This window comes from Phytobacter diazotrophicus (genome assembly GCF_052061655.1).
GTDB classification, from domain to species: domain Bacteria; phylum Pseudomonadota; class Gammaproteobacteria; order Enterobacterales; family Enterobacteriaceae; genus Phytobacter; species Phytobacter diazotrophicus.
This window is the reverse complement of sequence record NZ_CM125428.1, coordinates 4,020,692-4,034,119: the sequence shown is the minus strand read 5'-3', so window position 1 is coordinate 4,034,119 and position 13,428 is coordinate 4,020,692. Positions and strand designations below refer to the sequence as shown.

The 13,428-nt window shown below is 52.9% G+C and carries 12 protein-coding genes and 7 tRNA genes; 2 read left to right on the top strand and 17 right to left on the bottom strand.

The window, feature by feature from the left end; translation table 11 throughout:
• Positions 1-87 precede the first annotated feature (87 nt).
• Positions 88-570 (top strand): zinc ribbon-containing protein, encoded by a 483-nt coding sequence (locus ACS0RQ_RS19710; RefSeq protein WP_041852128.1) that lies wholly within the window; start codon positions 88-90, stop codon positions 568-570.
• Positions 571-633: 63 nt separating this feature from the next.
• Here ACS0RQ_RS19710 and rihA read toward each other — a convergent pair whose 3' ends face one another.
• From rihA to miaB, 10 genes are all read right to left on the bottom strand, one after another.
• Complete coding sequence (rihA, locus tag ACS0RQ_RS19705) at positions 634-1,575, bottom strand: pyrimidine-specific ribonucleoside hydrolase RihA (protein ID WP_271850828.1); 942 nt, start codon at positions 1,573-1,575, stop codon at positions 634-636.
• Positions 1,576-1,693: 118 nt separating this feature from the next.
• A complete protein-coding gene (locus ACS0RQ_RS19700) occupies positions 1,694-2,419 on the bottom strand; it encodes an amino acid ABC transporter ATP-binding protein (RefSeq protein ID WP_041852126.1) in 726 nt (241 codons plus the stop codon).
• Entirely contained in the window at positions 2,419-3,093 is a 675-nt protein-coding gene (gene gltK / locus ACS0RQ_RS19695) for a glutamate/aspartate ABC transporter permease GltK (protein WP_041852125.1), read from the bottom strand. Before gltK ends, ACS0RQ_RS19700 begins: the two co-directional genes overlap by 1 nt.
• Complete coding sequence (locus tag ACS0RQ_RS19690) at positions 3,093-3,833, bottom strand: amino acid ABC transporter permease (protein WP_041852124.1); 741 nt, start codon at positions 3,831-3,833, stop codon at positions 3,093-3,095. The genes gltK and ACS0RQ_RS19690 overlap by 1 nt, the downstream gene beginning before the upstream one ends.
• Before the next feature lie 284 nt (positions 3,834-4,117).
• Positions 4,118-5,056 carry an amino acid ABC transporter substrate-binding protein gene (locus ACS0RQ_RS19685; RefSeq protein WP_071193864.1) on the bottom strand — a complete coding sequence of 313 codons (939 nt, stop codon included), beginning with the start codon at positions 5,054-5,056 and terminating at the stop codon, positions 4,118-4,120.
• 365 nt (positions 5,057-5,421) lie between these two features.
• Complete coding sequence (gene lnt, locus ACS0RQ_RS19680; RefSeq protein ID WP_271850830.1) at positions 5,422-6,960, bottom strand: apolipoprotein N-acyltransferase; 1,539 nt, start codon at positions 6,958-6,960, stop codon at positions 5,422-5,424.
• A gap of 5 nt (positions 6,961-6,965) precedes the next feature.
• A complete protein-coding gene (gene corC / locus ACS0RQ_RS19675; RefSeq protein ID WP_041852121.1) occupies positions 6,966-7,841 on the bottom strand; it encodes a CNNM family magnesium/cobalt transport protein CorC in 876 nt (291 codons plus the stop codon).
• A 102-nt stretch (positions 7,842-7,943) separates the two neighbouring features.
• Complete coding sequence (gene ybeY / locus ACS0RQ_RS19670; RefSeq protein WP_271850832.1) at positions 7,944-8,411, bottom strand: rRNA maturation RNase YbeY; 468 nt, start codon at positions 8,409-8,411, stop codon at positions 7,944-7,946.
• Positions 8,408-9,454, bottom strand: coding sequence for a PhoH family protein (locus tag ACS0RQ_RS19665; protein WP_041852119.1), 1,047 nt, complete (start codon positions 9,452-9,454; stop codon positions 8,408-8,410). Before ACS0RQ_RS19665 ends, ybeY begins: the two co-directional genes overlap by 4 nt.
• A 265-nt stretch (positions 9,455-9,719) precedes the next feature.
• Positions 9,720-11,144 carry a tRNA (N6-isopentenyl adenosine(37)-C2)-methylthiotransferase MiaB gene (gene miaB / locus ACS0RQ_RS19660; protein WP_041852118.1) on the bottom strand — a complete coding sequence of 475 codons (1,425 nt, stop codon included), beginning with the start codon at positions 11,142-11,144 and terminating at the stop codon, positions 9,720-9,722.
• 146 nt (positions 11,145-11,290) lie between these two features.
• On the opposite strand from miaB, the gene ubiF reads away from it, so the two are divergent.
• Entirely contained in the window at positions 11,291-12,466 is a 1,176-nt protein-coding gene (gene ubiF / locus ACS0RQ_RS19655; RefSeq protein ID WP_271850833.1) for a 3-demethoxyubiquinol 3-hydroxylase, read from the top strand.
• 87 nt (positions 12,467-12,553) lie between these two features.
• On the opposite strand, the gene ACS0RQ_RS19650 is transcribed toward ubiF, so the two are convergent.
• From ACS0RQ_RS19650 to ACS0RQ_RS19620, 7 genes are all read right to left on the bottom strand, one after another.
• Positions 12,554-12,627, bottom strand: a tRNA-Gln gene (locus tag ACS0RQ_RS19650).
• Between the two features lie 77 nt (positions 12,628-12,704).
• Positions 12,705-12,779 (bottom strand) — tRNA-Gln (locus ACS0RQ_RS19645).
• A gap of 49 nt (positions 12,780-12,828) precedes the next feature.
• A tRNA-Met gene (locus ACS0RQ_RS19640) sits at positions 12,829-12,905 on the bottom strand.
• Positions 12,906-12,932: 27 nt separating this feature from the next.
• Positions 12,933-13,007, bottom strand: a tRNA-Gln gene (locus tag ACS0RQ_RS19635).
• A 34-nt stretch (positions 13,008-13,041) separates the two neighbouring features.
• Positions 13,042-13,116 (bottom strand) — tRNA-Gln (locus ACS0RQ_RS19630).
• A 23-nt stretch (positions 13,117-13,139) separates the two neighbouring features.
• Positions 13,140-13,224, bottom strand: a tRNA-Leu gene (locus tag ACS0RQ_RS19625).
• Positions 13,225-13,233: 9 nt separating this feature from the next.
• Positions 13,234-13,310, bottom strand: a tRNA-Met gene (locus ACS0RQ_RS19620).
• Positions 13,311-13,428: the final 118 nt, after the last annotated feature.

The window sequence follows — 13,428 nt, the reverse complement described above, 5'->3', positions numbered from 1 at the left end:
TTTACGCACTCTGTGGGGTAATTGACAAAGCCAACGGTAAATAACGTCTATTATTAGAACAGGTTAACTGCCCGGGAGAGGAAAACAATGAACAAGGTTGCTCAATATTATCGCGAACTGGTTGCATCATTGACCGAGCGGCTACGCAATGGCGAAAGGGATGTTGATGCGCTGGTAGCCCAGGCACGTCAACGAGTAAGCCAGACCGGGGAGCTAACGCGTACTGAAATCGAAGAGTTAACGCGCGCGGTGCGCCGCGACCTGGAAGAGTTTGCTCGCAGTTATGAAGAAAGCCAGGACGATGTCACCGACAGCGTGTTTATGCGGGTTATCAAAGAGAGCTTATGGCAGGAACTGGCGGATATCACCGATAAAACGCAACTGGAGTGGCGTGAAGTTTTCCAGGACCTTAATCATCATGGGGTTTACCACAGCGGCGAAGTCGTGGGGCTTGGCAATCTGGTGTGCGAGAAATGTCACTTCCATCTGGCTATTTATACGCCGGATGTGCTGCCACTGTGTCCGAAATGCGGACATGACCAGTTCCAGAGAAGGCCCTTTGAGCCCTAGGTAAACGCACAACGTTTTAATGCTTGCACCCTCTCCAGATCGGAGAGGGGTGGGGTGGGGGCATCAGGCCGCAGTGTAAAATGTCAGACGTTCTGCCAGTAAATCCACAAACCCTTCGCGGTCGACATCGACCATCACGGTGGCATTCGGTTTATTTCCCGTCAGGAAATAGTAATCCACCACCGTCATCCCCTGGGTATATTTGCCCTGCGTTTCTACCCCCACCCAGCGTTCCACGGTGGTGAAGAGGTCCGGTTTCAGCAGCCAGGCGATAGTACATGGGTCATGCAATGGCGCGCCAACAAATCCCCATTTTTCCTGTTTGTGGTACTCCATAAAAAAGTCGAGCAATTCGGCCACAATGCTAGATATTGGGTTGTCTATGGCACGAAAACGCGCAATGTCATCCGCGTGGATTTGCGCCCGATGCGTGACATCCAGACCTGCCATCACCACCGGAATGCCCGACTGGAAGACAATTTCGGCGGCTTCCGGGTCGACATAGATATTAAATTCCGCCGCAGGGGTCCAGTTCCCAAGCGACATCGCACCGCCCATGATCACAATGCGATTGATTTTGCTGTGCAACTCCGGATGACTGTTTAGCAGCAAGGCTACGTTGGTTTGGGGGCCGGTGGAGACAATAGTGACTGGAGCAGGGCTGTTACGTAGCACTGTCGCCATCAGTTCTACGGCGGTACACGACTGGGGTGCAAAAGAGGGCTCCGGCAGGGCAGGGCCATCCAGACCGCTTTCGCCATGCACGTTGTCCGCGATAATCAGTTCACGCATCAGGGGCTTAATGGCACCACCCGCCACCGGGATATCGCTACGATTGAGCAGGGTGAGCATGCGCAGCACATTACGCAGAGTCTTCTCCGGTGTCTGATTTCCCGCAGAGGAAGTGATGGCTTTTACATCGAGTTCGGGTGAGGCGAGAGCAAGAACAATTGCGATTGCGTCATCATGACCAGGATCGCAATCAAGAATGATGGGCTGAGCCATAGCAACTCCTTGTTAGCATTAGTGTGCGACAAGGTTAAAACGTTGCTGTAAATCAGACGAGAAGTGAAACAGTAAAGCGTGATGAGACGCGCATTCTGATGAATGCGCGTCGGAGCGATTAATGCAGGATTTTGGCGAGGAAGTCTTTCGCGCGTTCAGATTTCGGATTGGCGAAGAACTCTTCTTTCGCCGAATCTTCAACTATTTTCCCTTCATCCATAAAGATAACCCGGTGCGCCACCTTGCGGGCAAAACCCATTTCGTGAGTGACCACCATCATGGTCATCCCCTCATTGGCCAGTTCAACCATAACGTCCAGCACCTCGTTGATCATTTCCGGGTCAAGGGCAGATGTCGGTTCATCAAACAGCATCGCGACCGGATCCATACACAGCGCGCGGGCAATCGCCACACGCTGCTGCTGACCACCGGAAAGCTGCGCCGGAAATTTGTTGGCATGGGCAGACAAGCCAACGCGCTCTAACAGTTTCAGTCCTTTCTCGCGCGCAGCGGTTTTATCGCGTTTAAGCACTTTGACCTGTGCCAGCGTCAGGTTCTCAATGATCGACAGATGCGGGAAAAGTTCAAAATGCTGGAACACCATCCCGACATGAGAACGTAGTTTGGCCAGGTTGGTTTTTTTATCATTCACGGTGGTGCCGTTGACGATAATTTCCCCTTTCTGCACGGGCTCAAGGCCGTTCACCGTTTTGATCAGGGTCGATTTGCCTGAACCGGATGGACCGCAAACGACCACCACTTCGCCTTTTTTCACTTCCGTGGAGCAGTCGGTCAGCACCTGAAAGTGACCATACCATTTAGAAACATTTTTCAGGGTAATCATTAAACTGTCCTTTTCTTCAAATAGCTGACCAACAACGATGCACTCAAGCTAATAGCAAAATAGACGGCACCGGCAAACAGGATCATTTCAACTTGTGTCCCGTCGCGCTCGCCAATGGTGGACGCGGTACGGAAGAAGTCCGCGAGGCTTAATACGTAGACCAGCGAGGTATCCTGGAACAGGACAATTCCCTGGGTCAGAAGCAGTGGGACCATCGCCCGGAATGCCTGCGGCAGAATGATCAATTTCATCGACTGCCAGTGGGTCATGCCCAGCGCCAGCGCTGCACTTGACTGCCCGCGAGAGATACTCTGTATACCGGCACGGATGATCTCAGAATAGTAGGCGGCCTCGAACATGGAGAATGCCACCATTGCTGATATCAGGCGGATATCCGATTTTGGCGACAGACCCAGCACGTTTTGCAGCAGTCCCGGCACAATCAGATAGAACCACAGCAGCACCATAACCAGTGGAATGGAGCGGAAGACGTTCACATAGGCTTTTGCAAACCAGGCGATGGGGGCAAAGCTGGACAGGCGCATTACCGCCAGCAGAGTCCCCCAGACAATCCCGACGATAATGGCCGTCACGGTAATCTTTAAGGTAATCACCAGCCCCGCCAACAGATAAGGAATGGACGGGATGATTGAACTCCAGTCAAATTCGTACATTATTTGCCCCCCATATTGCCCGGCAGGCGAATTTTGCGTTCTACCAGATTCATCACCAACATAATGAAGGCGTTAATTAATACATACGCGACGGTAATCGCGGTGAAAGACTCCCAGGCGTGAGCGGAATAATCCAGCAGCTTACCCGCCTGTGCCGCCATATCCACCAGCCCGATAGTGGATGCGATGGCCGAGTTTTTTACGAGGTTCATCATCTCCGAGGTCATTGGTGGGACGATGACGCGATAGGCATTCGGCAACAGGACATAGCGGTACGTTTGCGGCAGCGTCAGCCCCATGGCGAGCCCCGCGTTTTTCTGCCCGCGTGGTAACGATTGAATCGCCGCACGGACCTGCTCGCAGACGCGTGCAGCGGTGAACAAGCCAAGGCAGACCATCGAAGAGACAAAGAACTGAATATTGGGATCCAATTCGGATTTGAACCACATGCCAATGTTTTCCGGCAGCAGTTCCGGTACCACCAGATACCAGGTAAAGAATTGCACGATCAGCGGGACGTTACGGAACAGCTCCACGTAGCAAGTACCGATACCGGACAGGATACGATTGGGAACGGTTCGCAGAATACCAAACAGAGAGCCCACCAGGAACGCGATGATCCAGGCAGTGATCGACAGCGCGATCGTGACCTGAAAACCGCTCCACAGCCAGCCGAGATAGGTTGTGTTGCCGAACGGGGCTTGTTGCAGGAAAATTCCCCAGTTCCAGTCTATGGACATAAATCTACTCCGGAAAAAAAAGGGTAGCAGCGCTACCCTCGAAGATTGTGCGAAGAGCTTGTGTTCGCGTCGAATGGGGAACGACCATTCAACGTATAGTCTGTCCGTGCTACTTCAACAATCGAGAGGGCTGGTTATCCCGCCCCTGACTACACTTCATCCACGATACCGCTTTGTACGGGTTGCTTTGACCTACCCCGACCATGATATTTGGGGGCCTTTGGGGATCCGTTCAATCGCAGCCCGAATACAGCATCAGTAAATGTGTGTATTCTTTTTGTTAATTAGTTCAGAGCCTTATCATTCGGTTCTTTGAACAGTGCTTTCATCTCGTCAGAGAGTGCGAAATTGAGGTTCAGGTTTTTTGGCGGAATAGGGTTTTTGAACCATTTATCAAACCATTTTTCCGCTTCACCGGAGGTCTGCGCCTTAGCGATGGTGTCATCCATCAGCTTTTTGAACTCAGTATCGCCTTTACGCAGCATGCAGCCGTAAGCTTCCTGTGATTGCGGTTTGCCCACGATATCCCAGTTATCCGCTTTCTTCGCTTTCGCACGTTCACCCGCCAACAGAGCGTCATCCATCATAAAGGCCACTGCACGACCGCTTTCCAGAGTACGGAAAGAGTCGCCATGGTCTTTGGCGCTGATAATGCGCATGTCCATTTTCTGTTCGTCATTCAGCTTGTGCAGCAGGATCTCAGACGTTGTACCGGAGGTCACAACCACCGCTTTGCCTTTCAGATCCGGGAAGTCTTTAATGTCGCCGCCTTTTTTGACCAGAAGACGAGTACCGACAACAAAGATAGTGTCAGAGAATGCAGCCTGCTTCTGACGTTCCAGGTTGTTGGTGGTCGAACCGCATTCGAAATCGAAGGTGCCGTTTTGCAGCAGCGGAATACGGTTTTGTGAGGTAATTGGAATCAATTTAACTTGCAGGTCAGGCTTGTTGAGCTTTTTCTTCACTGCTTCAACGATAGCGTTGGAGTAGTCCTGAGAGTAACCCACAACTTTTTGCTCGTTGTCGTAATAGGAGAACGGTACGGAAGATTCACGGTGCCCGACCACGATCACGCCGTTTTTGGCAATTTTTTCAAGCGTAGGCTGTTGCGCCTCAGCCGGGGCGGCTGCCGCGTCGGCAGGTTTCGCCTCATCGGCGGCATGCGCCAGACCCGCAGACATTCCCATAACCAGCATTGCTGTGGCCAGTTTACGTAATTGCATATCCAACTCCTTTATCGTCGCGCCAGAGACGCATTGATACCCATTGTGAGTGTTGTGTTTGTTATATCCTGCTGCAAATGCGTGCAGTGTTGTATGCGTTTGTTAGCATTTAGTTTGGCTTAATGTAAAGATTTTGCTGCGGTATTGTTTGTTTTTGCGAAGTGTACCGCACCGTTTGAAGGCAAAAATCTCCCGTTGCACCACTTTAGTGCTGTATGCGATCCGTCATAGTGCGTGCTATCCGCACATCGGGGAAAATCGCCATTACATGGATTTATTTTGCAATTGATGTGCCAGAAATGGCATTTGAGGAAAAGAGGGTGAAAGCGCCCTCTCTGGTCAGAAAGAGGGCGCGGAAGGGGTAATTACTTGCGGCGTTGCCGCAGGCTCATGATTAGCCCGCCAAAACCGAGCAACGCGGTCAGAAGCCACAGAGGCCAATTACCCATGCGGGCATAAGGGGTCAGGCCGGAGGTCGGAGTGACTTTGGTGGTCAGCACTTGCCGGGTGAACTGCGGGAGCATCGCCTGGATCTCACCGGTTGGCCCAATCACCGCTGTAATGCCATTATTCGTGCTGCGCAGCAGCGGGCGCGCCAGTTCCAGCGAGCGCATCCGCGCCATCTGGAAGTGTTGCCACGGGCCGATCGATTTACCAAACCAGGCATCATTCGAGATGGTCAGCAGGAAATCAGTATCCGGACGGAAATTATCTCGCACCTGCTCACCGAGGATAATTTCGTAGCAGATGGCCGGCGTCAGCTTATAACCGTGGGCAGACAGCGGAGGCTGAATGTATGGTCCGCGACTGAATGAAGACATGGGCAGATCAAAAAACGGAGCCAACGGGCGCAGGATAGATTCCAGCGGGACAAACTCACCAAAAGGTACCAGGTGATTTTTGTTATAGCGGTCGGTAGAGCTGTAGCTATAGGCGCTGTCTTTTCCAAGAGTGATGACGGTGTTGTAGGTGTCGTAACGGTTCTGCTGATTAAGACGCGCGTCCACAATCCCGGTGATAAGCGAGCTGTCATTCTTGCGCATCAAATCATCCATCATGCCCAGGAAGCGCTGTTGGTTGATTTCGAGATCAGAAATGGCAGATTCCGGCCAGATTATAAGCTGTGATTTGCCCAATTCCGGCTGGCTGGCATTGAGGTAGATTTTCAGCGTATCCAGCAATTGACCTTCATCCCACTTGAGCGCTTGCGGGATATTGCCTTGTACCAGCGATACCTGCGTCGTTCTTTCCGGCAGCAACTGATACCACTGGATATAGCGCAGCGGGAAGGGCAGAGCAAAGAGCACCAGCGCCACGATGAAAGGACGCCAGCAGCGTGTCGCCGCCGCGAGGACCAGTAAACCGCTTACCGACATCAACAGGAAGGTAATGGCATCAACGCCTAATATCGGCGCCAGCCCTTTCAGTGGCCCGTCAATCTGGCTGTAGCCAAACTGCAGCCAGGGAAAACCCGTCAGCACCCAGCCACGTAAAAACTCACTCAGTTGCCAGATGACCGGCGCCGCTACCGCGACGCGCAGCCAGGTTGTTTTGGGCCACAACCGGGAAAGCATGCCTGCGAATAGCCCGGTATAGAGCGAAAGGTAGGCGGCAAGCAGTACCACCAGAAAGACGTTCACCGGCCCGGGCATCCCACCGAATTGTGCGATGCTGACATAAACCCAGTGAATACCGGAGCCAAACAGACCGAGCCCCCAGAAATAACCTACCCAGGCGGCTTGCGCCGGACGCCGGTTAAGCGTGAGCGCTTGCAACCCCATCAGGGAAACAATTGCGGCAGGCCAGATATCATAAGGAGAAAAAGCCAGCGTTCCGCTGGCTCCGAAGAGTAGCGCCAGCAGCAAACGTACGCGCTGGCGTTCAAACAGTGGGGCAAATGCCATTTACATTACTCATCCAATTTCGGAACGGGGGAATCGTCCGGCATTCTTACATGAACCTGAATAATACGTCGACTGTCCGCCATGGCGACTTTAAATTGGTAACCATCAATATCAATGGATTCCCCACGCGCAGGCAGATGCCCGAAGGCCTGCATGACCAGACCACCAATAGTATCGACTTCGTCATCGCTAAAGTGGGTGCCGAAGGTTTCGTTGAAATCTTCGATAGACGCAAGAGCGCGTACGGTCCAGGTATGGCGGCTGAGCTGGCGGAAATCGATATCTTCTTCGTCGTCATATTCGTCTTCGATTTCGCCGACGATAAGTTCAAGAATATCTTCGATAGTGACAAGGCCCGAGACGCCGCCGAACTCGTCAATCACAATAGCCATGTGGTAACGCTGGGAGCGAAACTCTTTGAGCATCCGGTCAACCCGTTTGCTTTCCGGCACCACCACGGCCTGACGTAACACTTTTTCCATGCTGAAGGCTTCGGCATCGCTGCGCATAAACGGCAGCAAGTCTTTGGCCATCAAAATCCCTTCAATGTGATCCTTATCTTCGCTGATCACCGGAAAACGCGAGTGTGCAGACTCAATGATAACGTCGAGACATTCATCAAGGCTTTGGTTGCGTTTCAGGGTAATCATTTGCGAGCGGGGGATCATGATGTCGCGAACGCGCTGGTCGGCGATGTCCATTACCCCTTCGAGCATTTCGCGCGTATCCTGATCGATAAGCTCGTTCTGCCCGGAATCACGGATCAGCTCCAGTAACTCATCACGGTTTTTAGGTTCGCCGTGAAAAAGTTGGCTGAGTAAAAGGGAGAAGAATCCCTTCTTGTTGTTAATGTCGCTACTGTGTGAATTGTCGTCGCTCATGGCGTCGTTTGGGTTCTCATGTTAGTGGTTCTGTCGCCAGGACGCGCAAACTCAGCGCCTGGCAGCATTTTCTGTCAGCACGGCAATGGGTTGCCGCACAGACTACTCCTTCTCGGAAATGTACGGATCCTCATACCCCAGAGCAAGCATTATCTCTGTTTCGAGTCCTTCCATCTCTTCGGCTTCGTCATCTTCAATATGGTCGTAGCCCAGCAGATGCAGGCTACCGTGAATCACCATATGCGCCCAGTGCGCATCAAGCGGTTTATCCTGTTCTTTGGCTTCCTGCTCAACCACCTGGCGGCAAATGATCAGATCGCCCAGCAGCGGCATTTCGATGCCCGGCGGCGCTTCAAACGGGAAAGATAGCACATTTGTCGGCTTGTCTTTCCCACGGTAAGTCAGGTTTAACTCATGACTTTCCGCCTCATCCACCAGACGGATGGTCACTTCCGCTTCTTCCTGGAATTGCGGAATGACCGCGTCCAGCCAGCGCTGAAACTGTACTTCTTCCGGCAAACCGGCGTTCTCTTCACATGCCAGCTGTAAATCGAGGATCACCTGACTCATTTTTGCTCCTGCTCCTGGGCTTCGCGTTTGCGCTCGGCCGCCTGTTCCGCCCGGCGTTTTTGATCCGCCTCTTCCCAGGCTTCGTAAGCATTCACGATGCGTGCGACAACAGGATGACGGACAACGTCTTCGCTATGGAAAAAGTTAAAACTGATTTCTTCGACTTCCGCCAGTACTTCAATGGCGTGGCGCAAGCCGGATTTAACATTGCGTGGCAGGTCAATCTGCGTCACGTCACCGGTGATGACCGCTTTGGAGTTAAAGCCAATACGGGTCAGGAACATCTTCATCTGTTCGATGGTGGTGTTCTGGCTTTCATCAAGAATGATAAAAGCGTCATTCAGCGTGCGACCACGCATATAGGCCAGCGGCGCAACTTCAATGACATTACGCTCAATCAGCTTCTCAACTTTCTCAAAGCCGAGCATTTCGAACAGCGCGTCGTAGAGCGGTCGCAGATAGGGGTCCACTTTCTGGCTTAAATCACCCGGCAGGAAGCCCAGTTTTTCCCCGGCTTCCACGGCTGGACGGGTCAGCAGAATACGGCGAACGTCCTGACGTTCCAGCGCATCCACCGCCGCGGCAACCGCCAGATACGTTTTACCTGTACCCGCCGGCCCCACGCCAAAAGTGATGTCATGATCAAGAATATTGGCGATGTACTGCGCCTGATTTGGCGTACGGGGTTTAATCACGCCGCGTTTGGTTTTGATATTGACCGCTTTTCCATACTCCGGCACGCTCTCCGCGCTCTGTTCAAGCACGCGGGCTTCTTTGATAGCCAGATGGATCTGTTCCGGTTCGATATCCTGAGTTTGCCCACGCATGGGGGCCGTATCGACATAGAGGCTGAGCAAAATATCTGCAGCAGCGTTCACGCAAAGGGTACGTCCGGTGAGTTTGAAGTGATTATCGCGACGGTTAATCTCGATGCCCAGTCGCCGTTCCAACTGTTTGATATTGTCATCAAACGGTCCGCACAGGCTCAGCAGGCGAGCATTGTCCGCGGGTGTCAGGGTAATTTCACGGGTATCTATGTTCAAACTGTTCCTCTTATTCAGATAGTGCCGAATGGAGCCTGGCTAACACAGCCTGAGGCCGTCAGCCTTATAGAGAATTATTCACGCCATGGAATAAAGGCGCAAGCATTGCGATGGATATAAGGGCGGGAAGGGGAAATGCAAGGGCTGCTCAGTCATACTCAGCCGCAGATTCGTGGATTTTGCATGGGCTCCGGTCGCATCATCTCTGCGACCGGGCACTTGCCTGCTGTCTTTCTGCAACGTTGAGCAGCCAGAACCGTGAAGATTAAGGCTGGTAGAGACCAACGCCGATATCATTCTCTTTACGGGTACGGGCGATGACCGATTCTGGCGACTGCGCTATGCGCAGGCCCATTTCGTCTTCGGTACGCACCACTTTACCGCGCAGGGAGTTTGTCCAGACGTCGGTGATTTCCACGTCAACGAATTTCCCGATCATCTCCGGTCTGCCTTCGAAGTTCACCACACGGTTATTTTCGGTACGGCCTGACAGCTCCATGATGCTCTTACGGGACGTCCCTTCCACCAGAATGCGCTGAGTCGTGCCGATCATCCGGCGGCTCCAGGCCATTGCCTGCTGGTTGATACGTTCCTGTAGAATATACAGGCGCTGCTTTTTATCCTCTTCCGGTACATCATCAACCATATCGGCCGCAGGCGTTCCCGGACGAGCGGAGAAAATAAAGCTGTAACTCATATCGAAATTCACATCGGCAATCAGCTTCATGGTCTGCTCGAAGTCCTGGGTCGTTTCGCCAGGGAAGCCAACGATAAAGTCAGAGCTGATTTGAATGTCCGGACGTGCGGCACGCAGTTTGCGGATGATCGCTTTGTATTCCAGCGCGGTATGGGTACGGCCCATCAGGTTCAGTACGCGGTCAGAACCACTTTGTACCGGCAGATGCAGGAAACTCACCAGCTCCGGCGTATCGCGATAGACATCAATAATATCGTCGGTGAATTCGATAGGGTGGCTGGTGGTAAAACGAATACGGTCAATACCGTCAATCGCCGCCACCAGACGCAGCAGATCGGCGAAGGAACCGGTGCTTCCGTCGTAATTCTCACCGCGCCAGGCGTTGACGTTTTGGCCCAGCAGGTTAACTTCACGTACGCCTTGTGCCGCCAGTTGCGCGATTTCAAAAAGGATATCGTCACACGGACGGCTCACCTCTTCGCCACGGGTGTAGGGCACGACACAGTAAGTACAGTACTTATTGCAGCCTTCCATGATGGAGACAAAGGCGGTCGGACCTTCGGCTTTCGGTTCCGGCAGGCGGTCGAATTTTTCGATTTCCGGGAAGCTGATATCCACCACCGGGCTGCGATTGCCGCGCACGGAGTTGATCATTTCCGGCAGACGGTGCAGCGTTTGCGGTCCAAAAATAATGTCAACATAGTGGGCACGCTGGCGAATATGGTCGCCTTCCTGAGATGCGACGCAACCGCCGACACCAATGATCAGGTCTGGATTTTTTTCCTTTAATAATTTCCAGCGCCCCAACTGGTGGAAGACTTTCTCTTGCGCCTTCTCGCGGATTGAGCAGGTATTAAGCAGCAGCACATCTGCTTCTTCGGCCACTTCGGTGAGTTGATACCCGTGAGTGGCATCCAGCAGATCGGCCATCTTCGATGAATCGTACTCGTTCATCTGACAGCCCCAGGTTTTGATGTGGAGTTTTTTTGTCATCGACTTGCTCATGCTTTGTTTAATGGCCCAATGCAGGGCGCGTATTGTAATGCTTTGGTCGCGTGCTGACCAGTATGACGCTTGTCAGACTCAAGATGTAAAAAATCCGGTAAACTTAGGAGATTCTCGTTTAAGGATAATGGGCCATGATAAATCAATCTACTGAGGTCGCGGTTGTCGGCGGCGGAATGGTCGGCGGGGCGCTGGCGTTGGGTTTAGCGCAGCAGGGTTTTAGTGTCACGGTCATTGAACAACATGCGCCGCCTGCCTTTGACGCGACGGCACAACCGGATGTGCGTATTTCGGCGATTAGCGCCTCTTCCGTAACGCTGCTCCAGACGCTGGGCGTCTGGGATGCGGTTCAGGCGATGCGTTGTCATCCATGGGAGCGGCTGGAGACCTGGGAATGGGAAAACGCGCATGTCGTCTTCGACGCGCGTGAGTTAAAACTGCCGTTGCTTGGCTATATGGTCGAAAACAATGTCTTGCAGCGCGCGCTGTGGGAAGCGCTGGAGCGCCACCCACTGGTAACGCTGCGCGTGCCTGCGGCGCTCAGTACGATGCGACAGAATGATGAGTCTCACGAGCTGACATTTGAAGATGGCGAAACGCTTTCGGCGAAGCTGGTGATTGGTGCTGATGGGGGGAATTCCCGGGTGCGCCAGTGTGCCGGTATCGGCATTCACGCCTGGCAATATCAGCAATCCTGCATGTTGATCACCGTAGAGTGTGAGCGCGCGCCCGGGGAGAGTACCTGGCAGCACTTTACCCCCAAAGGTCCCCATGCTTTCCTGCCGTTATTTGACTACTGGGCATCGCTGGTCTGGTACGACACACCTGCCCGTATTCGTCAGTTGCAATCGTTAAACATGGTGCAGTTACAGAAAGAGATCGCGGCACATTTTCCATCCCGACTGGGGCATGTTATGCCCGTCGCTGCCGGAGCGTTCCCGCTCGCGCGTCGCCACGCACTGCAATATGTACGTCCAGGGCTCGCGCTGGTGGGGGATGCAGCGCATACCATCCATCCGCTGGCGGGGCAGGGGGTAAACCTCGGCTATCGCGATGTAGACTGCCTGCTAGACGTGCTGACAAGGGCGCGTAGCCACGGTGAAAACTGGGCAAGCCTTTCGGTGCTCAAACGCTATCAGACACGCCGTATGGCAGATAATTTTATTATGCAAAGTGGCATGGACTTGTTCCATGCCGGGTTCAGTAACGATCTGGGCCCGGTACGCGTGCTGCGTAATATCGGTTTGATGGCGGCGGAACGGGCTGGCGTACTCAAACGCCAGGCGCTGAAATATGCGTTAGGACTGTAAAAGGACGGCGGGAAACCGCCGTTTTCTATTTCAGCAATAGCCAAAAAAGCAAAAAGCCCGCCGAAGCGAGCTTTTTGCTTTTTTATGTGGCTGGGGTACAAGGATTCGAACCTCGGATGGCGGAATCAGAATCCGCTGCCTTACCGCTTGGCGATACCCCAATAGGCGTGAAATTTTACGCGTTAACGATAAAACTTCAACCTTTGCGTCTACCCGAAAGCAAACGACTTTTTGAAATTGGCTGGGGTACGAGGATTCGAACCTCGGAATGGTGGAATCAGAATCCACTGCCTTACCGCTTGGCGATACCCCAACAATTTTTTACTCAGGTTAATGTTCTCATGAACACCAGCCTTTAAATATGGTGGCTACTACGGGAATCGAACCTGTGACCCCAGCATTATGAGTGCTGTGCTCTAACCAGCTGAGCTAAGTAGCCAAATTTTACTACAAACCAGTCACCGACTGGCTGGGGTACCTGGATTCGAACCAGGGAATGCCGGTATCAAAAACCGGTGCCTTACCGCTTGGCGATACCCCAATACCGTCGCGGTGAACCGCAAACATCAAAAATATGGCTGGGGTACCTGGATTCGAACCAGGGAATGCCGGTATCAAAAACCGGTGCCTTACCGCTTGGCGATACCCCATCCGTGCAACGCTTACTGGTGAATGGTGCGGGAGGCGAGACTTGAACTCGCACACCTTGCGGCGCCAGAACCTAAATCTGGTGCGTCTACCAATTTCGCCACTCCCGCAAAAAAAGATGGTGGCTACTACGGGAATCGAACCTGTGACCCCAGCATTATGAGTGCTGTGCTCTAACCAGCTGAGCTAAGTAGCCATCTTTTTTTCGCGTTACCTTATCGGCGTTGCGGGGCGCATTATGCGTATTGGGCCTGACAGCGTCAATACCTTTTTCATCGAAAATTGCCGGAATGTGACTGTTTGGTTAGGTTGCG

Coding starts and splice junctions, on each gene's coding strand:
- rihA (WP_271850828.1), bottom strand. CDS start 1,575: ATGGCTCAGCCCATCATTCTTGATTGCGATCCTGGTCATGATGACGCA.
- ACS0RQ_RS19710 (WP_041852128.1), top strand. CDS start 88: ATGAACAAGGTTGCTCAATATTATCGCGAACTGGTTGCATCATTGACC.
- ACS0RQ_RS19690 (WP_041852124.1), bottom strand. CDS start 3,833: ATGTCCATAGACTGGAACTGGGGAATTTTCCTGCAACAAGCCCCGTTC.
- ubiF (WP_271850833.1), top strand. CDS start 11,291: ATGATAAATCAATCTACTGAGGTCGCGGTTGTCGGCGGCGGAATGGTC.
- miaB (WP_041852118.1), bottom strand. CDS start 11,144: ATGACAAAAAAACTCCACATCAAAACCTGGGGCTGTCAGATGAACGAG.
- ACS0RQ_RS19700 (WP_041852126.1), bottom strand. CDS start 2,419: ATGATTACCCTGAAAAATGTTTCTAAATGGTATGGTCACTTTCAGGTG.
- ACS0RQ_RS19685 (WP_071193864.1), bottom strand. CDS start 5,056: ATGCAATTACGTAAACTGGCCACAGCAATGCTGGTTATGGGAATGTCT.
- gltK (WP_041852125.1), bottom strand. CDS start 3,093: ATGTACGAATTTGACTGGAGTTCAATCATCCCGTCCATTCCTTATCTG.
- corC (WP_041852121.1), bottom strand. CDS start 7,841: ATGAGCGACGACAATTCACACAGTAGCGACATTAACAACAAGAAGGGA.
- lnt (WP_271850830.1), bottom strand. CDS start 6,960: ATGGCATTTGCCCCACTGTTTGAACGCCAGCGCGTACGTTTGCTGCTG.
- ybeY (WP_271850832.1), bottom strand. CDS start 8,411: ATGAGTCAGGTGATCCTCGATTTACAGCTGGCATGTGAAGAGAACGCC.